The 20,846-nt window shown below is 74.9% G+C and carries 17 protein-coding genes, 1 tRNA gene and 1 pseudogene; 11 read left to right on the forward strand and 8 right to left on the reverse strand.

Features of this window, described 5'->3' with window-relative positions:
- Positions 1-79 precede the first annotated feature (79 nt).
- Entirely contained in the window at positions 80-2,497 is a 2,418-nt protein-coding gene (locus KV205_RS34280; RefSeq protein ID WP_265868887.1) for an MFS transporter, read from the forward strand.
- A 45-nt stretch (positions 2,498-2,542) separates the two neighbouring features.
- Positions 2,543-3,325, forward strand: coding sequence for a class I SAM-dependent methyltransferase (locus KV205_RS34285; RefSeq protein WP_265868888.1), 783 nt, complete (start codon positions 2,543-2,545; stop codon positions 3,323-3,325).
- Between the two features lie 43 nt (positions 3,326-3,368).
- On the opposite strand, the gene KV205_RS34290 is transcribed toward KV205_RS34285, so the two are convergent.
- The 3 genes from KV205_RS34290 to KV205_RS34300 form a co-directional block, all read right to left on the reverse strand.
- Positions 3,369-3,737 carry a BlaI/MecI/CopY family transcriptional regulator gene (locus tag KV205_RS34290; protein ID WP_265868889.1) on the reverse strand — a complete coding sequence of 123 codons (369 nt, stop codon included), beginning with the start codon at positions 3,735-3,737 and terminating at the stop codon, positions 3,369-3,371.
- Between the two features lie 305 nt (positions 3,738-4,042).
- Positions 4,043-4,834, reverse strand: a complete 792-nt coding sequence (locus tag KV205_RS34295; protein ID WP_265868890.1) for an NUDIX domain-containing protein — start codon at positions 4,832-4,834, stop codon at positions 4,043-4,045.
- A complete protein-coding gene (locus KV205_RS34300; protein ID WP_265868891.1) occupies positions 4,831-5,613 on the reverse strand; it encodes a hypothetical protein in 783 nt (260 codons plus the stop codon). Before KV205_RS34300 ends, KV205_RS34295 begins: the two co-directional genes overlap by 4 nt.
- Positions 5,614-5,801: 188 nt before the next feature.
- Here KV205_RS34300 and KV205_RS34305 point away from each other — a divergent pair, with 188 nt between their 5' ends.
- Positions 5,802-6,203 (forward strand): nuclear transport factor 2 family protein, encoded by a 402-nt coding sequence (locus tag KV205_RS34305; protein WP_265868892.1) that lies wholly within the window; start codon positions 5,802-5,804, stop codon positions 6,201-6,203.
- On the opposite strand, the gene KV205_RS34310 is transcribed toward KV205_RS34305, so the two are convergent.
- The gene (locus tag KV205_RS34310; RefSeq protein WP_265868893.1) at positions 6,200-6,625 is read right to left on the reverse strand and encodes a hypothetical protein; all 426 of its coding nucleotides are present in this window, start codon (positions 6,623-6,625) and stop codon (positions 6,200-6,202) included. The genes KV205_RS34305 and KV205_RS34310 overlap by 4 nt on opposite strands.
- Positions 6,622-7,470, reverse strand: coding sequence for a YqjF family protein (locus KV205_RS34315; RefSeq protein ID WP_265868894.1), 849 nt, complete (start codon positions 7,468-7,470; stop codon positions 6,622-6,624). The genes KV205_RS34310 and KV205_RS34315 overlap by 4 nt, the downstream gene beginning before the upstream one ends.
- A 164-nt stretch (positions 7,471-7,634) precedes the next feature.
- On the opposite strand from KV205_RS34315, the gene KV205_RS34320 reads away from it, so the two are divergent.
- The 7 genes and pseudogenes from KV205_RS34320 (at position 7,635) to KV205_RS34350 (ending at position 13,657) form a co-directional block, all read left to right on the forward strand.
- A tRNA-Leu gene (locus KV205_RS34320) sits at positions 7,635-7,722 on the forward strand.
- Between the two features lie 166 nt (positions 7,723-7,888).
- Positions 7,889-8,707 (forward strand): annotated as a pseudogene (locus tag KV205_RS34325) (hypothetical protein); the annotation flags it as partial.
- A gap of 54 nt (positions 8,708-8,761) precedes the next feature.
- Positions 8,762-9,175, forward strand: coding sequence for a discoidin domain-containing protein (locus KV205_RS34330; RefSeq protein WP_306806370.1), 414 nt, complete (start codon positions 8,762-8,764; stop codon positions 9,173-9,175).
- Positions 9,176-9,223: 48 nt separating this feature from the next.
- Positions 9,224-10,042, forward strand: coding sequence for an arylamine N-acetyltransferase (locus KV205_RS34335; RefSeq protein WP_265868895.1), 819 nt, complete (start codon positions 9,224-9,226; stop codon positions 10,040-10,042).
- A gap of 170 nt (positions 10,043-10,212) precedes the next feature.
- Positions 10,213-10,605, forward strand: a complete 393-nt coding sequence (locus KV205_RS34340) for a hypothetical protein (protein ID WP_265868896.1) — start codon at positions 10,213-10,215, stop codon at positions 10,603-10,605.
- A 41-nt stretch (positions 10,606-10,646) separates the two neighbouring features.
- Positions 10,647-12,404, forward strand: coding sequence for a cation acetate symporter (locus KV205_RS34345; RefSeq protein ID WP_265868897.1), 1,758 nt, complete (start codon positions 10,647-10,649; stop codon positions 12,402-12,404).
- Positions 12,401-13,657 carry a sensor histidine kinase gene (locus tag KV205_RS34350; protein ID WP_265868898.1) on the forward strand — a complete coding sequence of 419 codons (1,257 nt, stop codon included), beginning with the start codon at positions 12,401-12,403 and terminating at the stop codon, positions 13,655-13,657. Before KV205_RS34345 ends, KV205_RS34350 begins: the two co-directional genes overlap by 4 nt.
- Positions 13,658-13,685: 28 nt before the next feature.
- Here KV205_RS34350 and KV205_RS34355 read toward each other — a convergent pair whose 3' ends face one another.
- From KV205_RS34355 to KV205_RS34365, 3 genes are all read right to left on the reverse strand, one after another.
- Complete coding sequence (locus KV205_RS34355; RefSeq protein ID WP_265868899.1) at positions 13,686-16,703, reverse strand: hypothetical protein; 3,018 nt, start codon at positions 16,701-16,703, stop codon at positions 13,686-13,688.
- The gene (locus tag KV205_RS34360) at positions 16,703-18,589 is read right to left on the reverse strand and encodes an HSP90 family protein (protein WP_265868900.1); all 1,887 of its coding nucleotides are present in this window, start codon (positions 18,587-18,589) and stop codon (positions 16,703-16,705) included. Before KV205_RS34360 ends, KV205_RS34355 begins: the two co-directional genes overlap by 1 nt.
- A 97-nt stretch (positions 18,590-18,686) precedes the next feature.
- Complete coding sequence (locus KV205_RS34365) at positions 18,687-19,664, reverse strand: hypothetical protein (RefSeq protein WP_265868901.1); 978 nt, start codon at positions 19,662-19,664, stop codon at positions 18,687-18,689.
- Between the two features lie 273 nt (positions 19,665-19,937).
- Between KV205_RS34365 and KV205_RS34370 the strand changes: the two genes are divergently transcribed.
- Positions 19,938-20,846 (forward strand): RNA polymerase sigma factor (locus tag KV205_RS34370; protein ID WP_265868902.1); only part of this gene is annotated, 909 nt, incomplete at its 3' end.

Consider the following 20,846-nt stretch of genomic DNA (forward strand, 5'->3'; position numbering starts at 1 on the left):
GGCCATTCCGTGCGGACCCGCAGGTCCCGATGGTCCATCTGCCCGCCACAGCAGGGCAGTTGCACTATCTTTCTCCCTCGTGGACCAGTTGACAGCCGAAGACCCCCGTCACATCGGCCCCTATCGGCTCATCGCCCGCCTCGGCGCGGGCGGCATGGGCCTCGTCTATCTGGGGCGTTCCGAGGGCGGGCGGACCGTGGCCGTGAAGGTCGTACAGGCCGAGTACGCGGGGAACGCCGAATTCCGGCGCCGGTTCGCGCGCGAGGTGGCCGCCGCACGGCGGGTCGGCGGGAACTGGACGGCGGCGGTGCTCGACGCCGACCACGAGGCCGCCGTGCCCTGGGTGGCGACCCAGTACATCCCCGGCCCCGATCTGCACTCCGTCGTCGCCGAGGACTTCGGCCCGCTGCCCGAGCACTCCGTGCGCGCCCTCGCCAACCGGCTCGCGCTCGCGCTCGGCGCGGTCCACCAGGCCGGGCTGATCCACCGCGACCTCAAGCCGTCCAACGTCCTCGTGACCGTGGACGGCCCGCGCGTCATCGACTTCGGCATCGCCCGGGCCATGGACAGCCTCGCCGGCGACAGCCTGCACACCCGCACCGGCATGCTCATCGGCTCGCCCGGCTTCATGTCCCCCGAGCAGGTCCGCGGCCTCGAACTCACCCCGGCCAGCGACGTGTTCTGCCTCGGCGCGGTGCTCGTGTACGCGGCGACCGGACGGATGCTGTTCGGCGCCACGGACACCGGACTCAACGCCCACCTCTTCCGCATCGCCGAGGAGGAGGCCGATCTCACCGGCGTGCCCGATTCGCTCGTCGACCTCGTCCGCGCCTGCCTGGAGAAGGACCCGGCCCGCCGGCCCACCCCGCGGGAGATCGCCGAGCGCACGGCCACGGACGACACCGAGGAATGGCTGCCGGGCTCCGTGCTCGCCCAACTCGGTCGCCACGCCGCCCAGTTGCTCGACTTCGCCCCGCCCACCCCCGTCGTGCCCGCCCAGCCGGACCCCCGGGTCGCCCTCGCGCACCAGGCCGCCGCGCCCGGCGCGTACACCCCGACGACACCCGCGCACGCCGCGCCGTACGTGTACGGCGGCGCGGGCGCGGTGCCCATGGGCGTGGGCCCCACCGCGCCCCGGGACGCGACACCCGGCGGCGGCCGGCACCGGTGGGTGCTCGCCCTGGCCGCGCTCCTGCAGCTGCTCGTCGTGATCGACGCGACCGTGTCCGCCCTCTCCGCCTGGATCTTCCAGCGGGATCTGGGCCTGCCCCACTCGCTCATGGGCGGGCTTCCCATGGCGTACGCGGCCGGGCTCGGCGCCGTCCTGCCCCTCGGCGGACACCTCGCCGACCGGGCCGGCCGCAAGGCCGTCGTGGTCGGCGGGCTCGTGGCCTTCGTGGTGGCCGCCCTCCTGGAGGGGCTCGCGCCCGGCGCCCCCATGCTGCTCGCCGCCCGCGCGCTGCACGGCATCGCCGCGGCACTCCTCATGCCCGCCGCGCTCTCGATGGTGGCCCGGAGCCGTACGGAGCCCTCGGAGCGCCGCGCCGCCTTCGCCGTGTACGCGGTGGTGGCCGTCGGCGGCGGCGCCGTGGGCGCGGGCGTCGCCGGGGCCTTCACCGAGTTCCTCAGCTGGCGCCTGGTCGGCTACGTCGGGATCCTCCTCGCCGTCCTCGCGGTGATCGGCGCGGCGCGCATGCCCGACGGGCCGACGGCCGAGCCCCGTGGCCCCTTCGACCTGCCCGGTGTGCTGCTCGGCGGCCTCGCTCTCGGCGCCCTCGGCTACGGACTCGCCGGCGTCCGCGGCCTCTACGACGGGGAGGCGAACCCCACCGCCGGGGCGGTGGGCCTGGCCGGACTGGTGCTGCTCGCCGTCTTCCTGGCGCAGCAGCGCTCCGCGCCCGCCGCGCTGCTCGGCCCGGACGCCCTGAAGGACCGCGCCCGCGTCGGCGCGTACGGCGGTCTCGCCCTCCTCGGGGTCGCGCTCTTCGGCCTGTACGACGGGGCGAGCATGCGACTCGTCCACGTCCTGGGCCTGGGCCCGTTCCTGGGCGGCCTGATGCTCCTTCCCGCGCTCCTGGCCGCCCTGCTGGGCGTCCGCCTCGCCTCCGCACGGCTCGCGCGCGACGGCCGGGCCCGCTCCTCGATCGTGCTCGGCACGCTCCTCACGGCTGCGGGCCTCGGCCTGCTCGGGGGCCTCCCCGTCTCGGCCACCTACCTCGCCGCCGGCCTGCCCGCCCTCCTCCTCGCCGGCTTCGGCGCCGGCCTCGCCGCCCTCCCGCTCTACTCCCTCGCCACCCCGGACGAGCCCGGCGTCCGCACCGGCGGCGCGGCCTCCCTCGCCACCTACGGCGCCCCGCTGGGCACCCTCCTCGGCACCCTGGCGGCCGGCGGCTCCCTGCTCTTCGGCGCCCTCGTGGGCGCCGTCGCCGCGCTCCTCGCCGCCCTGGTCGGCGGACTGACGGCGGGCCGGACCGGAGGAACCCCCGCGCAGCGGTGAGGCGGCAGGGTGGCCGAACGCACGCCGTTCCCCTGGCGTGATCGGATGGAACGAGACGAACACAAGCTCCACGCCACGTCGTTCGGCGCCGCGGCCGTCGCCTATGCCGCGCACCGCCCCGACTACGCGCAGGCCGCGGTGCGTTGGGCCCTGGAGGCCGCCCCCGGTCCGCGGGTGCTCGACCTGGGTGCCGGCACCGGCAAGCTGACCGCCACGCTCCTCGCGGCGGGCGTGGGCGCGGATGCCGTGGCGGTGGAACCCGATGGCGCGATGCTGGCCGAACTGCGCCGTGCGCTGCCGGAGGTGCGGGCCCTGCAGGGAAGCGCCGAGTCGATTCCGCTGCCCGACGGGTCGGTCGACGCGGTGGTGGCCGGCAACGCCATGCACTGGTTCGACATGGCGGTCGCCGGGCCCGAGATCGCGCGGGTCCTCGCACCCGGCGGTGTCCTGGCCGGCCTGTGGAACGTCATGGACGACTCCGTCGCCTGGGTCGACGGGCTCGCCCGGGTCAGCGGTCCCGCGGCCGTCGGCCCCCGTGACACCCCTGCGAGCTGGCGCGCCGCGACGGAGAGGATGCACCTGCTGGCCACCGGCTCGCCCCGTTTCGGCTCGCCGCAACAGGCCGGCTTCGACCACGGTCAGCTCCGCACCGCCGACTCACTCCTCGCGACCCTCGCGACCCGCGCGGGCATGATCGTCATGCCGGAGGAGGACCGTACGGCCGTCCTCGCACGCGTCCGCGCGTACCTGGCGAGCCGCCCGGAGACCTCCGCGGGCGAGTTCACCCTGCCGATGCAGACCAGTGTGCTCCGCGTCCGCCGCCTCTGACCGGACCTGGCAGGCCCGACCGCGTCGGACGCCCGCTCGGTGTTCAGCCCTCGGCCCGCCGCTCGGCCGCGCGCAACGCCGAGCGCAGGGCGGCGAGTTCGTGGGCGTCGAGGTTCCCGACGAAGGCGGCGAGCGCGGCGGGCCGGTCCTCGCTGGCGTCGAGGCCGTCCTCCATCAGCGCCGCGGCGTAGGCCTCGCGGGTGGCGGCGGCCCGGTAGACCCAGATCCGGCCCTCACGGGCGCGGGTGAGATAGGCCTTGTGGAAGAGGATCGTGGTCACCGTGGTGACGGTGGTGTAGGCGATGTCCCGGTGCCGGTTGATGTCGTCGACGATCTCGCGCACCGTGGCCGGGCGGTTCCACCTCCAGAAGCGGTCCATGATCTCCGCCTCCAGGTCCCCCAGCCGACGCATCGATTCCGTGTCCTCTCCGCTCCGCCCACTCCGGCGGGGTTCATAGTAGACGCGCAGCTCACGGCCCCGGCCGGGCCGGCGGGAGTGGCGCGATCGCGCCAGAGCGTGTTCACGCAGCCCGGCAACCCTGGCCGGGACGGCGGGTGTTGGCCAGGATGGGAGCACGACGCGAGCCCCCGCGGCACGGGGACACCCTCGCGTCCCACGGCACGGACCGGGCGGCGCCCTGGAGGAGTCGCCCCGACGGGAAACCTCCCCCGTCCCCGTCGAGGTCGCGGCACCGCCCGGTCCTGCCGTCCGGCGCCTCAGCTCGCTCGGCCACGGTTCGCCCGGTAGCGGGCGAGGAGTTGGGGCAGATAGTCCGCGTACGGCTCCGGCGCGGCGTCCGGCGGTACGGCGCCGGGCGCGGCGAAGGCCAGGGCGTCGAGCTCGGGGACCAGGCCCCGGGCCCGCTCGGCCGCGACGACCGCGGCGTGACACCGGCGTACCCGCGCGGCCGCGACGGCCGGGGCCAGGAAGTGGAAACCGAGGCTGCCGTACCGCGCCCCGCGGCTCACTCCCCACAACCGCAGCTCCGACTCCGGCACGGCGAGGCCGACTTCCTCGGCCAGTTCGACGGCCGCGTGCCGCCGGAGCGCCGCGAGGTCCAACGGGCTTCCGGGCGGCGGCGGTTCGGCGCCGCCGCCCGGCAGGCTCCAGCGGCCGGGCGCCGCCGTCGTGCGCGAGCCCCGCCCGAGCACCAGCCCCTCGTCGGTGGGCTGCAGCACGGTCACGAAGACGGAACCCGGGACCGCCGCGGCCGGCCGTAACGCCCGCAGCGCGCGGTGCCGGTACGTCATCCGGGCCCACCGCACCGCCGTGCGGCCGGGCGCGGGGCGGCCGAGGCCCAGGACGGCGACGACCGGGCCGTCGAAGGACGCCGGGTTGGCGGCCGTGGTCGCCGCCCAGCAGCGGTCGACCTCGCGGTGCTCGTCGGCGGAGAGCGGGGGCGGCGGGCACTCGACGAAGTCGATCCGGTGGGCGTCACCGGCCGGTGCGCCGGCATCGGTGCCGAGGAAGTCGACGGGCGGTGTGCCGTGCGGCGGCCCGGGGGTCATGCGGGGAGGCTGCCGGCGGTGGCCGCCGCCGCTTCCCAGGCCCGGGTCAGCCCGTCGAGCCAGGCCGGCGGCAGCTCGGCCGCGTCCCACTCGACGCGCAGCTCCTCCGGCGTCGTCAGCAGGCGTTCCAGGACGGCGATGCTGGTGGGGGAGTGCAGCAGGGAGTAGCGGCCGTGGATGGCGATGGTGCTGCCCGGGCCGTACTCCGCGTACATCCGGGCCACGCGCTCGCGTCCGTCCTCCGCGAAGCGCGTCAACCTACCCGCGTACGCGGCCCGCTGACGTGCCGTCATCGTGCCGAGCACGGCCGTGAGGACCTGCTCCGAGACCTCCGGGTCGAGGTCGGACACCTCGGTGAAGGAGAGGTAGAACGGCAGCACGACCACCTTGGCCCGCTCCAGCTCCATCCGGCCCACCGGCGTGCGAGGCTCCATGCCTGCGCCTCCCTCGCCCCCCGGGCCGCCCTCCCCGTGTTCGGCGCCGCGGCCGACGGCCTGTCGCAGGGTCAGCTCCGCGCGGGCGCCGAGCCCTTCGGCGACGGCCCGGGCGCCGTCCAGCCACCCCTCCGCGTAAGGAGCCTCTCCGGCCGGAGCCTCGGCGGCGAGCGCGTCCAGCTCCCGCTGCGCCAGCGCGAGGGCCCCCGCCTCGACGAGCCCGATCAGCTCCTCGGCGTCCCCGGAGTAGACCCCGGCCCGCGCGAGGAGCTGGACCAGCGTCGTCTTCGCGTTGCGGACGTCGGCCTCGTCCAGCCGGAGCCGGTCTTCCTCGGTGGCGTTCAATGGGTCCTCCTCGTCGCAAGGCCGCGCCGCCGTGAGCCTACGTGGCCGGGGCGCCGCGCCGCTGAGGGGCACACGGACGAGTGGTCTGGACAGCCCGCACCGCTCACCGTACTCTCCGAGGTGCATATTCAATTTGTTGAGTATCAAGTGTCGATGGACGAGTCGGTCGACCGAGGAGAGGCTGGACCATGCACCCGTTCCGCAAGGCCGTGGAGGACCGCGACACCGCCGCCGTCGAGGCGCTGCTCGCCGAGGACGTCGTCTTCACCAGCCCCGTCGCCTTCAAGCCGTACCCGGGCAAGGCGATCACCGCGGCCATCCTCCGCGGAGTGCTGCGGGTCTTCGAGGACTTCACGTACGTGCGGGAGATCGCCGACCCCGGCGGCCGCGACCACGCCCTCGTCTTCACCGCCACCGTCGGCGGCAAGCGGATCCAGGGGTGCGACTTCCTCCACTTCGACGAGGACGGGAAGATCGACGACTTCACCGTCATGGTCCGGCCGCTCTCCGCCGCGCGGGCCCTGGCCGAGGCGATGGGCGCCCAGTTCGAGCGCGTCGCGCAGGAGGCCGGCGAGGCGGCCGGAGCCTAGGCCGTGTCGGGCCCCGGACGGCTCCACGGCACCGCGACGACCTGCACCTCGTCCTCGTACACGATCCGGCCCGGATCCGCCGACTCGATCCGCTCGCACGCCACCCCGTGCGCGGCGAGCAGCGCCAGGTAGCCCGGCACGCGGTCGAGGAGGTGGCCTGCGGTGCTCTTGAACCAGGCCACCGCGCCGGGGTTCACCGCGGGGTCGTAGACCTCCGGATCGGTCTGCGACGGATCGGGGTACGCGGCGTCGTACCAGTCGTTGGCCGCCCGCCAGAAGCGGTGCTCCGCCTCGCTCAGCAGGCCCTTGCGGGCAAGGCCGTTGGCCAGTGCGAAGACGCCCGGGAAGTGGCCGCGCGGGCTGCGCTCCGTGCCCTGGAAACGGATGTAGCGGGCGGCGTCGGTGGCGCGTCCGGCGGTCACGAGGCCGGGCCCGGGCGACGCGGGGCCGGGAGACGGGCCGGGCTACGGGCCGGCGGGCCGAAGCGGACCGGTACGCCGGGGGAGTAGAGCACGCTCACCGGGTCGCCCGGCGGGCGGGTGAGTCCGGCCGCGGCGATGAGATCCTCGTCGTACGAGAGGAGTTCGGCCCGGTGCAGCGGCCAGCGCGGGTGCGCGTTCGGCAGCAGGCGCGGGCGGCCGAGGGCCGTGGTGTGCAGGCCCCAGCGGGCGGTGAGGAAGTGCTCGAGGGCGGTCGGCTCGGCCACCCGCTCCCCGATCCGTACGGCGAGGTCGCCGCGCGCGCCGCGCGGCCCCGGCCAGCGCCGGCGGCTCGTGTACGTGAGGGTGTCGCCGTCCCGCCGGACCGCCATCCGCGACCAGACGTACGGGATCCGGAACGCCCATCGCCCGATCGCCACCGGCAGCAGCCGAGAGGCGTCCAGCGAGCGGAACACCACGCCCCGGCGGCCGTGTTCGTCGACCGAGTACAGGCGCACGTTCGTCTCCGGGAAGCTGCCGAGATACGGCACGCCCGGGAGCCGGAACCAGCCCACCCGGTGCATCCGGAACGCCACGAGCCCGACGTGCGCGGCCCCTTCGAAGGTGTCGGGCACCGTCCCCGGCGGCAGCAGCGGCGCGACCTCGGCCGGGTCCACGGCCCAGTGCAGAAAGGCGAGATCCAGCCAGGACTGGGTGAGCAGGGTGGGCCCGGACAGCGGCGGCGGGTCGGCGCATATCGCCTCGGGGGCGGGTGGCGGCGAGGCGGGATGCGGGGACGGGACGAGGGGCTCCGGTGCGGGGGCGGCGGCGTGCTGCGTCGGCGGCATCGCAGCAGTATGCCAAGCCCCGATCGCCGGCCGTCCGTGGCGGCGGCACCGGGCCGGGTGTCCGCGCACGGCGCTGACCACCGAAAACGTGGTGATCGGCGGCTCGAACACCTGATAGATTGATCCATGTCGCCGCGGGCCGCAGGGCCCGGGACGGCTCACCTGTCCGGGTGGCGGAATGGCAGACGCGCTAGCTTGAGGTGCTAGTGCCCTTTATCGGGCGTGGGGGTTCAAGTCCCCCCTCGGACACCACGGTTCCTCGGGATCTTCGAGCGGCGGGGTGGCAGGACTTCGGTCCGGCCACCCCGTCGCCGTTTTCTGTGCCCGAAGACTGTCAGGAAGCTTTACTAACTCCTGTCGCGGCGGCAGCATGTCGTGCACCCATCAAGCCCGTCCCGTCCCCACCCGGAGGTGGCGCATGGCACGACCGGCACACTCGGCCCGACGGCGCACGATCCCGGCCGTCCTCGCGGCGGCCCTCAGCGCCCTGGCCCTCACCCTGTTCGGCACCCTCACCGGGCCGTCCCAGGCCGACGCCGCACCCACGGCCGCCTGGACGCTGCGCTGGGCGCCCGACCCCGCCGTCCAGGGTCTCGGCGCCTTCGAGACCGTCGAGGACGACCGGGCCGACTCGCACCCCGGCGGGCAGCCGCACATCAAGGTCGCCGGCGACGCCTACCGCTTCGACATGCACATGGTGGACCGCGACTCCTCCACCGACCGGCAGCGCCAGGAGGTGACCGGCAACCGCACCTCCTCGACGAGTTACCTCTCCTGGAAGCAGGGCCAGACCTGGCGGGTCACGTACTCGATGTACATCCCGAGCTCGCTGATGGCGACCACCACCTTCACCCACATCATGCAGACCAAGCAGCCCGGAGACGGCTCCTCGCCCATCACCGTCACCTCGCTGCGCCGCGTCAACGGCAGGCAGACCATCGAGCACAAGATCTTCGCCGGCGACATCCTGGTCGGCCGCACCGACCTCGAACCGCTGCAGAACAAGTGGATCGACATCGAGTACGAGATGAAGATCGGCGACGGCACGGCGGGCTCCGTCCGCTGGGTCGTCAAGAGCGGCGGCACCACCGTCGTGGACGCCACCAAGACGGGGGTCGACACCTTCCTCGCCGACCGGGTACGGCCCAAGTGGGGCATCTACCGCTCCCTCGGCGACAGCTCCGGCTCGCTGCGCGACACCTATCTGCTGCTCCGCAACCTGCGCGCCTACCAGCTGACCGACTCCGGCACGCCCACGCCCACGCCCACCCCCACGCCCGCCCCCGACACCCTGCTCTCCCAGGGCCGCCCCGCCACCGCCTCCTCTGTCGAGGCCGCCGGGCTCGAAGCCGGCAAGGCCGTCGACGGACAGTCCGCCAGCCGCTGGGCCTCCGCCGAGGGCGTCGACCCGCAGTGGCTGCGCGTCGACCTCGGCGCCCCCGCCGCGCTCTCCCGGGTCAGGCTCGACTGGGAGGCGGCGTACGCCCGCGCGTACCGTCTGCAGGGCTCCCTCGACGGCACCACCTGGACCGATCTCCACAGCACCACGACCGGCGACGGCGGCACCGACGAGGTCCCGGTGACCGGCACCGCCCGCTACCTGCGGATGTACGGCACCCAGCGGGCCACCCCGTACGGCTACTCCCTCTACGAGCTCAAGGTCTACGGCACCCCGAGCACGGCAGCCGTCCTCCCCGGGACCTAGACCGGAAAGCCGAGGCGCCTGCCCCGGACCGCCGCCTACGGTGAGGGCATGACTATCGATCTCGACGCCTACCTCGCCCGCATCGGCTGGTCCGGGGAGCGGCGGCCCACCCTCGACGTGCTGCGCTCCGTGCACCGCGCGCACCTCATGGGCATCCCGTTCGAGAACCTCGACCCCGTGCTCGGCACGGCGCCCTCCCTCGCCCTGCCCGACCTGGAGGCCAAGCTGGTGCGCGGCGGGCGCGGCGGCTACTGCTACGAGCACAACACGCTGTTCGCCGCCGCGCTCACCGCCCTCGGCTTCGAGGTCACCCCGCTCGCCGCGCGCGTCCTGGTCGGCGCCCGCCCCGGGGACGTACGCCCCCGCACCCACATGCTGATGCTCACCGACGTGCCCGGCGAGCCCGTGCCGTACGTCACCGACGTCGGCTTCGGCAGCATCGGCTGCCTCATCGAGCCCGTGCCGCTCGCCGCCGGCACCGAGACGCTCGACGCCCCGCGCCGGCACCGTCTCGCGCACGCCCCGCACGACGGGCCGCTGACGCTGTGGAAGCTCCAGGCGCACGGCGCGGAGACCGACGGCTGGGACGACCAGTACTCCTTCACCGTCGAGCCCTTCGAGGCACCCGACTACGAGGTCATCAACTGGCACATCGCCACCAACCCGCGCTCGCCGTTCTCCCGCGGCGTCTACGCCCAGCGCACCGCCCCCGCCGTCCACCTCTCCCTGGCCGGCCGCCGCCTCACCGAGACCCACGCCGACGGCACCCGCAAGGAACGGGAACTCGCCGACCCGGCGGAGGTGCTGACCGTGCTGCGCGAGGACTTCGGCATCCGCCTCCCGGACGGCACCGTCCTGCCGGAGTAGCCGCCCGGGCTCCCGTCCGTACGGCACGCACGGCCCGGGCGCGCGATCGGTGTCCCGTACAGGCGGATTGCCCCGGACCTCTGGTCGAGCCCCGGCCCGCTGCGTACACTCCACCCTCGGTGCGGACACGGCGCGGTGCTCCCATCGAGGAGTGGGAGGACGTGCGGACAATGGCAGCGGAACCGGTTCCCCGGCGCGAGGTGGTCACCCGCGCCCCCGGGACCACGGCCGCGCCCCGGGCCTACCGGCCCGCCGCCTACCGGCCCGCCCCCGAACGGCCCGCCCCGCTCCCGCCCGCCGTGCGCACCGAGGTACGGCGGCTGATCCGCGCCCAGCTGCGCGCCGGGCTCGCCGTCGGCGGCACCCTGGCCGTCCTCGTCGCGACCCTGCCGCTGCTCCTGCGCACCCTGCCCGGCAGCGGCCTCGGCCCGGTGCCCCCGCTCGTCGTCTGGGCCGTGCTCGGCATCGCCGTGTACCCGCTCTTCCTCGTCCTCGCCGGCTGGTACGTACGGCGCGCCGAACGCAACGAGCGGGAGTACACCCGGGCCGTCGAAGGGAGCTGAACGATGGCCCGCACCAGCACGGCGGCGGCCGGGGCCGCCGAGTGAACCAGCCCTACGGCGTGATCGCCGTTTCCGCCGTGATCGTCGCCACGGTCGCGGTCGGCGCCCTCGGACTGCGCATCTCCCGCACCACCTCCGACTTCTACGTGGCCTCCCGCAGCGTGCCCGCCCGCCTCAACGCCGCCGCCATCAGCGGCGAGTACCTCTCCGCCGCGTCCTTCCTCGGCATCGCCGGACTCGTCCTCGCCCAGGGCGTCGACATGCTGTGGTTCCCCGTCGGCTACACCGCCGGCTACCTCGTGCTGCTCGCCTTCGTCGCCGCCCCGCTGCGCCGCTCCGGCGCCTACACGCTGCCCGACTTCGCCGAGGCGCGCCTGGAGTCCCGGACCGTCCGGCGCGCCGCGGGCATCCTCGTCGTGGTCGTCGGCTGGCTCTATCTGGTGCCCCAGCTCCAGGGCGCCGGACTCACCCTCGGCACCCTCACCGGACTGCCGCACTGGTCGGGCGGGATCGTCGTCGCCGTCGTCGTCGCTCTCTCCGTCGCGGCCGGCGGCATGCGCTCGATCACCTTCGTCCAGGCCTTCCAGTACTGGCTGAAACTCACCGCCCTGCTCGTGCCGCTGCTGTTCCTGCTGTTCGCCTGGTACGCCGACGGGCGGCCCGACCCCGCCCTCGACGAGCCGCCCGGCTTCCGCCGGCACAGCCAGGTGCGCATCGACGACACCCTCACCCTCGGCCTCGACGCGCCGCTGCGGGTCACCGTCACCGGCACCGTCGACGGGCTCCGCCACGACACCGAGGAGGTCGACCTGACGGCCGGCCGCCACCGCGTCGAGGCCGGCACCGTCCTCGGCTTCCCCGCCGGCAGCCCGCTGCCCGAGCGCGCCACCGCCGCCGCCGACGGCGGCACCAACACGGGCTGGGCCGAACCGCGAGGCCAGGCGGGCGAGGAGCACCCGCTCTACGCCACGTACGGACTGATCTTCGCCACCTTCATGGGCGCCATGGGCCTGCCGCACGTCGTCGTCCGCTTCTACACCAACCCCGACGGCCGGGCCGCCCGCCGCACCACCGTCGTCGTCCTCGGCCTCGTCGGCGTCTTCTACCTCCTCGCGCCGGTGTACGGGGCGCTCGGCCGGGTGTACGCGCCCGATCTGCTGCTCACCGGCAGCACCGACACCGCCGTCCTGATGCTGCCCGACCGGCTCGTCGGCGGCACCGCGGGCGACCTGCTCGGCGCGCTCCTCGCGGCCGGCGCCTGCGCCGCGTTCCTTTCCACCGCCTCCGGCCTCACCATGGCCGTCGCGGGCGTCCTCACCCAGGACTTCCTGCCCTCGCCGCGCGGTGTACGGCACTTCCGGCTCGCCGCCGCGGTGGCCGTCGCGGTGCCCGCCGCCGCGCACGTCGTGGTCCAGGGCCTGTCCGTCGCCAACGCCGTCGGCCTCGCCTTCGCCGTGGCGGCCTCGTCGTTCTGCCCGCTGCTGCTGCTCGGCATCTGGTGGCGCCGGCTCACCGCCGCGGGCGCCGTCGCGGGCATGGTCGCCGGCGGCGGGGCCGCGCTCACCGCCGTCCTCGCCACCGTCGCCGGCTGGCCGGACTCCGGCTGGCCGCGCGCCCTGCTCGCCTGGCCGGCCGTCTGGACCGTACCGCTTGGCTTCCTCACCATGATCGTGGTCTCGCTGGCCACCCCCAAGGGCGTCCCGGCCGGCACCGACGCCATCATGGCGCGGCTGCATCTGCCCGAGCCGCCGCCCGTGCCCCACCCCACGCCCGCCGGAACCGGGAAGACGCGCCGATGACCGTGCTCGTGCTGCTGCTCTGCTGCGCCGTCGTCGGGGCGCTCTGCTTCGCCGCCGGCGCCGCCTACGTCCGGGGCGCGGGATACGTCCTCGGCGCCGGGTACGTCCGGGGCGCCCGCCGCCGCGTGCGTGGCGCGCTCGACGGGCCGGACTCCGACACCGTCGAACGCGCCACCTTCCAGACCCTGCACACCGCGTCCCTCGCCGCGCCGCCACTGCGCGCCGGGCTCGCCCCCGACACCGCCCGCAAGGCGGTGCGCCGGCTCCGCCCGCTGCTCGGCACCCAGTCCCTCGCGCTGACCGGACTCGACGGCGTGCTCGCCTGGGAGGGCACCGGCGAGCACCACGGAGAGCAGCTCGCCGCGCATGTCGCCAAGGCGGTGCAGGCCGGCCGCACCCGTACCTTCTCGGTGGACTGCGACCGCGCCGACTGCGCCGTACGCTTCGGGGTCGTCGCCCCGCTCACCGCGGGCGGACGCCCCAGGGGCGCCCTCGCCGCCTTCGGCTCGCACGACTCCGCCGCCGTCGCCCGCGCCACCGAGGAAGTCGCCCGCTGGGTCTCGGTCCAGCTGGAACTGGCCGAGCTCGACCGGGCGCGCAGCAGCCTCATCGAGGCGGAGATCCGCGCCCTGCGCGCCCAGATCTCGCCCCACTTCATCTACAACTCGCTCGCCGCGATCGCCTCGTTCGTCCGCACCGACCCCGAGCGGGCCCGTGAACTCCTCCTGGAGTTCGCCGACTTCACCCGCTACTCGTTCCGCCGGCACGGCGAGTTCACCACCCTGGCCGAGGAGCTGGGCTCGATCGAGCAGTATCTGGAGCTGGTCCGCGCCCGGTTCGGCGACCGCCTCCAGGTCACCCTGCAGATCGCCCCCGAGGTGCTGCCGGTCGCGCTGCCCTTCCTCTGCCTCCAGCCGCTGGTGGAGAACGCGGTCAAGCACGGCCTGGAGGACTCCGTCGACCGCAGCCTCATCACCATCGCCGCCGTCGACGAGGGCTCCGCAGCCCGCGTCAGCATCGAGGACAACGGCGTGGGCATGGACCCGGAGCGGCTGCGCCGCATCCTGCACGGCGAGGGCGGCCCGACCACCGGGATCGGCCTGCGCAACGTCGACGAACGGCTCCGCCAGGTCTACGGCCCGCACGAGGGCCTGGTCATCGAGACCGGCGTCGGCGCCGGCATGAAGATCACTCTCCGCATCCCCAAGTACCACGCCGGGGTGCACGCGGGGGCGCCGGCCACCCATCGGTGACCGACGCCCCGGGCGGTGCTTCCGGTGCCTAGCGCTGCTGGAACTCCTGTCGGAGCGCGTCCAGGATGTCCGCCGCCTCCGGCAGGCCCCCGGCCCGGCAGCGGGCCGCGGCCGCCGCGAGGCGGGTGACCGCCGCCGCGCGCCGCTCCAGGCCGTTGCCCTCGATCAGGGCGGCGATACGGACGGCCTCGGCACGCGGCACCTCGCCCTCCTCACCGCCCCGCTCGTGCGCGGCGATCGCGGCCTCCACCGCCTCCAGGGCCTCGGGGAAGCGCTGGGCCTCGGCGAGCACCCGGCCCCGCCGGTAGTGCACGGAACCCTGCTCGTACCAGAGCGCGAAGTCCTCGGTGTCCTGGGGCTCGGCGGCCAACAGCGCGTCGGCCCGGGCCAGGTGCTCCAGCGCCGCGTCCACGCCCTCCTCCTCCCGGGCGAGCACGGTCAGCCGGGCGAACTCGCGCATCATGTGGGCGAGCATCGGCGGGTTCCCGGCCTCGGCGTGCGCGGCGACGGCCCGGTCGTACGCCGAGGCCGCCGCGTCCCAGCGGTCGGCCAGCGCCAGCGTGACCGCGGCCTCCGCGGCCACCAGGGTGTGGACCGCCCGGTCGTCCTCCCAGCCGGCGACGGTGTCCGCGAGCCGCAGGAACTCCTCTGCCGCCGGCAGCTGCTCGCCGAGCTCCCGCAGACCACGCGCGAGGGTCAGCCGCGCCTGGGCGAGCATCCGCTCGTCGAGGCCTTCGGCCGTCTCGTCGGAGAGCACCGACTCCAGGACGGCGACGGCGTCGGCCTGCTGTCCCGCGCGGGCGAGCACGTCGGCGAGCTGGAGCCGGACGTCCGTGGCCTCCTCCCGATCCCCGTCCTGGTCGTACCGCGCGGCCGCCTCCGACAGATGCCGGACCGCGCCGCCGAAGTCCCCCTGGTGCGAGGCGGCGTGCCCGAGCAGCGCGTACGACGGGGCCAGCGGGAAGCCGGCGTCGTCGTGGCGCACCGCGTCGCCGATCGCCTGGTGCAGCAGCTCGACGGCCTCGTCCGGTTCGTGCCGGGCCAGCAGGAACTGGGCGAGCAGACACCGCGGCCGGGAGCCGCGCCAGGGCCGGCCGGCCGCCGCCACATCGGCCAGGGCCGCGCGCAGCTCGGCCTCGGCGAGGGCGAGGTCCCCGCGCCGCGCGGCCAGATCGGCCACGTACTGACGCGCGTTGGCCGTCTGATGGGGCGCGGACAGGCGCTCGGACTCCGTGCGCAGCCTTCCGCTGAACGCGTCGAACCGCGCCACGGCGGCCTCCGAGGGCTCGGGCAGCTGCTCCAGGACCTCGCGGTACGCGCTGTACGCGGCGGCGTTCAGGACCATCAGATGGTGCAGGACCCGGGTCCTGCCGACGTCGTTGCCGGAGTGGGCGGAAACCGCCGTCTCACCGGCACCGGGCGCCTCTCCGGTGAACGGCGCCTCGGCCGCGAGCCGTTCCGCCTCGGCGAGGAGGGCGTCGATCCCGGCCGCCGTCTCCTCCCGGCCGGCCGTCTCGCCCTCCTGCCACTCGGCGCCCCACGCGAGGGCGTTGGCCCGGGCGGCGAGCGCGTGCCACGGCATGCCCGCACGGGTGAACAGCCCGGCCGCCCGGTCCTGTTCGGCGGCGAACTCGGTCCTGCGTTCCGCGTTGCCGTGCCCGTCCGCCCGGTGGTCGGCCAGCTCCGCCTCCAGGAGCTCGCGCGGGCCCAGGCGGTGGTCGTGCGGGTCCGGCGCGCTGCCGTCCGCCATCCGCTCGGCGATCCGCTCCCACAGGCGGTGCTCGGAGGGCTGCCCCGCGCCGGAGAGCCGGCGCGCCTCCCGCACCAGCTCGACGAAGTCCTCGGGGATCGCCACGCCGGACGGGGACGCGGACGGGGACGCCGGGGCGGTGCCGGAGGCCGGGGTGTCCGTGGCGCCGGGGCCCGCGGCCGGGCGGACCACGGCGGTGCGCAGTCCGAGCGGCAGCGGCTCGGCGAGCAGCGGCTCCTGGGCGAGCCTGGCCTTGCGCCGGTCCCCGACGGCCGTGGTGCCGTTGCGCGTGTCGAACGCGGCGGCCAGCGGCTCCGCCTCGGCCCGCACATGGCCGAGGAGCCCGGCCGCCGTCCAGTTCCGGCCGGGCGGGCCGGCCACCGTGACGTCCCCGTGCCCCTGGGCGACGATCCGGGCAAGCAGCACCTCGACGCCGGTGAGGAAGCCGAGCCGGGCCAGCGGCGCGCCCGTGGCCTCGAACAGGCCTCGGTTCTCGGCGAGGACCTCCAGGCCCCGGCCCTCGTTGCGGGACAGGGCGCAGAACTCCAGGTGCAGGCCCACCTCCTGCTGCATGCCGGTGTTGCCCCGCACCCGCCGGTAGCCGGTGAGGTGATGGGACCGGGCCTCGTCCGTGCGGCCGGTGCGCAGCAGGGGCAGCAGGGCCCGCGCCTGGCTCGACTGCGGCTCCTCGGAGCAGCTCTGGGAGCCGTCGAGCACCGGACCCCAGGCGTCGAGCGCCGCCGAGTCGTCGCCGTCGGCCATCAGATGCCGGGCCATGTTCCGGGTCTCGCAGGCCTCGCAGTCGCTGAGCTCCGTACGGGGCCGGGTGATCCACAGGTCGTACGCGTCGGCGGCGCCCACGCCGGTGTGCGCGGCGATGTGATGGCGCATCGCGGCCACCGGCTGCATGCCGTGCCCGCCCGCCTCGTACCGCTCGCGCATCCGGTCGACCCAGCCCCGGATCGTGGCCAGCGGCACGTCGGGCACCTGGATCAGGGAGGTCGTCACCCACTTGAAGCGCCAGAAGACCTGGTGGGCCTCCCCTTCGCTGAAGGACTCCGGAGCGGTGTCCCACAGCTTGAGCAGCCGGGCGAAGACGACCGGCGCCTTGCGGTGCTCGCCGGTGAACTCGTACGAGGTCATCAGCTCGAGCAGGGCGGTGACCAGGACGTCGGGCTTGTCGAAGACCTCGGCCGCCTCCGCCAGCTCCTCGGCGACGACGGTGCGCTGCAGTCCGTGCGGGCGCTCGTGGTTCTCCCGCAGCGCCTCGAACACGGCCTCGGGGGTGTCCAGCATCAGAAGTCCTTCCGGGGCTCGGTGCCGGGGGTGCCCGCGTCGGGGGTGTCCGTACCGGGGTGGTGCATGGCGTGGCTGAGCAGGCCCATGAAGGCCCGGTTGAGCAGGGCGCTCTCGCTCGCCCGGAGCGGGCGGCGGCTGAGCAGCAGCGCCTGCCCGTACAGCGCCTCGGCCGTGGTGACGGCCAGACCCCGCTCGGCGATGGTGACGGCCTGCCGGACCAGCGGATTGAGGTGGTTGAGGACCAGCTGGGCGCGCGGCGTCTCGTTCCGCAGGGAGCCCAGGATGTCGGCCCACAGGCCGTCGCTGTCGGCGGCGAGCCCGGCCCGGGTGCGCTCGTGGCGGGCCTCGCGGTTGTCGAGCAGCAGCGCGGGCGCGGTGACCGGCTGGAAGTCGCGCAGCACTACGTCGCAGTCGTGCACGCCGATGGTCTCGCGGGCCACCGCGAGGAAGCCCGCGGCGCGCAGTTCGGCGGTCGGGTCGACGGCGTCGAGATGGGCGGTGACGGTGGCCGGGTCGAGGTCGTCGACGGCCGTGCCCGGCCGGATCTCCGGCAGCCGGTGCACCAGGTCCCGGTCGTAGGTGTAGCCGCCGTTGACCACGCCGAGGCCGGCGGCCGCGGCGATCGGCGCGACCTGCCGGAACTCCTCGACGCTGCGGGTGACCAGCAGCGTCGGATGGGTCCGGGCGAACTCCTCCAGGGTGACGTTGCCGTCGGTGGTCTCGAACGGCAGCCAGGGCAGCACGATCCGCAGCAGCTCGTCGTCGTAGCGGGCGAGCGCCTTGACCGCGAGGTGGTGGGTGTCGATGAAGCGGTGCAGCAGCGCCGGGTCGCTGGCGGCGAGCCCGGTGAGCCAGTCCCGGATCCGGTCGCCGAGCGCGTCCCGTACCGCCGACAGGGTGCCGTCCTCGTACAGCGACTCGCGCGAGGCGGTCGGCCGCAGACTGGTGGTGTCGACCACGCAGCGCACGAAGAAGGCCCAGTCCGGCAGCAGTTCGGGCGCCTGGTCGGTGAGCAGCATGCCCTTGAGGTGCACCCGGTGGCCGGCCCGCTGGGCCGGGCTCACCGCGGTCGGCAGCACATAGGCCACGCCGCGCAGTCCGGCGGCCGGCAGGTCGAGCTCGATGGTGTCGAGGGGAGTGAAGTCGAACAGCTCGCGGCAGTGCGCGGTCAGCGCCTCCTTGCGGGCCAGCGGCGAGCGGTGGCTCCGCTCCCACGGCGGCGCCTCGTTGACCCGGTGGGACGTGCCGCGCGGGTCGACGACGGTGACCTCGTGCCGCAGCAGCCCGCCGTAGTGCCGGGCCAGCTGGACCACCCGCTCCGGGGTCGTCCACTCCGCGTTGTCGGCGCGCGGGGTGAGCCGCACGGTGGTGCCCGGCTCGGGCACCTCCGAGGCCGGCAGCGTACGGATGGTGTAGCGGCCGTCCGAGTGCCCGCGCCATTCGACGGCGGGCGCCGCCGGGTCGGCCGCCGAGCGGCTGAGCACCGTGATCTCGTCGGCCACGACGAAGCAGGCGAGCAGTCCGATGCCGAACTGGCCGATGAACTCCCCGCGTGCCGCGTCGAGTCCGGCGCCGTCGAAGGCGCCGTCGGCGGTCCGCTTGGAGCTGCGCCCGATGGTGGCGAGGAAGCGGTGCACATCGGCCTCGGTCAGACCGACGCCGGTGTCCGTGACGGTGAGGGTGTCACCGGTGCGCACGGTGATGCGGCCGGGCGCGTCCGGGTGCAGCGCCTGCCGCGCGGTGATCGCGTCGACGGCGTTCTGCAGCAGCTCGCGCAGATAGACGCGGGGGCTGGAGTAGAGGTGGTGGGAGAGCAGGTCGACCAGGCCGCGCAGGTCGACCTGGAAGGTGTGGGCGGTCTCGGTCCGATGCGAGTGGGACACCTGGATGACGTCTTTCTGACGGTACGACGGTACGGAGGACGGTTCGGCGAGCCCGGAGGGCCCGGGTGCGCGGAGCGCGGGGCCCCGGGCGCACGGCTCAGCGGCCGGCGGCCGAGCGTTGCTTGCGGTACGCCGCGACCGGGTCGTTGTCGAGGTACTGCCACGGGAACTCGGTGACCCGGCCGCCGGTGGCCGCGAAGCACTCGCGGGCGGCGGCCCGCTCGCCGGCGAGCGAGAAGGCCATGGCGAAGCTGTTGGCTATCTGCAGCCGCCCGGTGCGCGGGGCGAAGTCCGCGTGCCGGTACGAGTGGTCGGCGGCCCGGTGCAGCTCGGCCACCACCTCGGGGCGCCGGATGTAGGCGGCGTCCGGGCCGGAGTCGAGATCGAGCCAGTGCTCCAGGTGCGCGAGCGCGACGAGCTGGCCGAGCGGGGTCCCCGCGGGCGCGCCGAACGCGGACTCCCGCGCGAAGGCGTGCATCTCCTCGTGCGAACCGCCCCACTTCGCGCAGACCTGCTGCAACTGCTGCTGGTGCGCGCCCAGGTGGTACGGATCGCGGCGCACCGCCGCCTCGAACCGGCGCCGCGCGGTGACCTGGCCGACCTGCAGGCCGCGCCCGCTCATCAGCAGCCCGTACCACGGCGACGTCCAGGCCGGTTCGCGCTCGGCCACCTCGTACAGCCAGGTCTCGGCGGTGCGCAGCCGCTCGTGGAACACCTCGAACTGCTCGCGCGAGACGTGCTGCGCCCGCAGCCCGGACCGGGCCTCCCAGCCCCAGAAGATCTGGCGCATGCCGGCGACCAGCCTCGGCAGTGCCGAGTCCGGCTCGGCGTCGACCGCCTTGCCGATCCACCGCTCCACGCCGGCGGTGTCCGCGACGGCCGTCAGCAGCTCGGCGCGGTCCCCGCTCTCGTCCTGCGCCTCCAGAATGGCGCGCACCGTCGCCCAGTCGCCCGCCTCGGCGGCGTGCCGGACGCGGGTCACGTCCGGATCACCGGAGTCCCGCTCCAGGACCGCGGCGGCCGTCCGGCCGGTCCATCTCCCGAGCGTGAGCCCCCACTCACGAAGCAATGCCATGTCCCCACCCCTTGCGATGTCGAACGGGCAGGTCAGACAGCACTCCGCCCGTGGACAAGTGAGTATCACGAGCGACGGACATTCGCACAGGAGTATCCACAGGTACGAACGGTCCGGAACGCCGACATACGGCACTCTTCCGGAACCCGGGCTTCCCGCTCGTACGGAAGTCCGAGAAGATTCCCCGGCGTTTTCCGTTATCCGGTGCGGCGCTCCCGGTCTCCCAAGGTGTCGGGCATCGGCAACAGGCAGGACGACAGGATGAGGCAAGGCATGCAAGCACCGCACGGGACCGAGCTGGTGAGGGCCGCGCAGGCCGGCGATCCCCGGGCGCAGGACCGGCTCGTCGCCGACCACCTGCCGCTGGTCTACAACATCGTGGGCCGCGCGATGAACGGGCACCACGACGTCGACGACGTGGTGCAGGAGACCATGCTGCGCGCACTCGACGGCCTCGGCACCCTGCGGGCCCCGGACAGCTTCCGGTCCTGGCTGGTCGCCATCGCCATGAACACCCTGCGCTCCCACTGGCAGCGGCAGCAGGCCCGGTACGCCGCCGGCGCCCTCGACGACGCCCGCGACCTGGCCCACCCCGGCGGCGACTTCGTCGACCTCGCCGTGGTCCGGCTGCAGCTGTCCGGGCAGCGCCGCGAGACCGCCGAGGCCACCCGCTGGCTCGAACCCGAGGACAGCGCCCTGCTCTCCCTGTGGTGGCTGGAGTGCGCCGGCGAACTCACCCGCCACGAGGTCGCCGCCGCCCTCGACCTCACGCCGGAGCACACCGCCGTACGCGTCCAGCGCATGAAGACGCAGCTGGAGACCGCCCGCGTCGTCGTGCGCGCCCTGTCCGCCCAGCCGCTCTGCCCCACCCTTCGCGACGGCCTCGCCTCCTGGGACGGACACCCCTCCGCGCTCTGGCGCAAGCGCATAGCCCGGCACGCGCGCGCGTGCCCCCACTGCGCCGGGCTCTGGCACGGTCTCGTCCCCGCCGAGGGCCTGCTCGCCGGACTCCTCCTGGTGCCCCCGGCCGCCCTGCTCCTCGCCGCCGTCCGCGACGGCGCCCGGCTCGGCCCGGCCGCCGCCACCGCACCCCTCGACGCCGTCCCCGCCGCCGTCGCCACCCCTGACCAGCGCGATCCGGGTGGGCACGCCGTAGGAGCCGCGCCCGGTGTCGTTGTCCAG

This window comes from Streptomyces sp. SKN60 (assembly GCF_026236535.1).
In the GTDB taxonomy this organism is placed as follows: Bacteria; Actinomycetota; Actinomycetes; order Streptomycetales; family Streptomycetaceae; genus Streptomyces.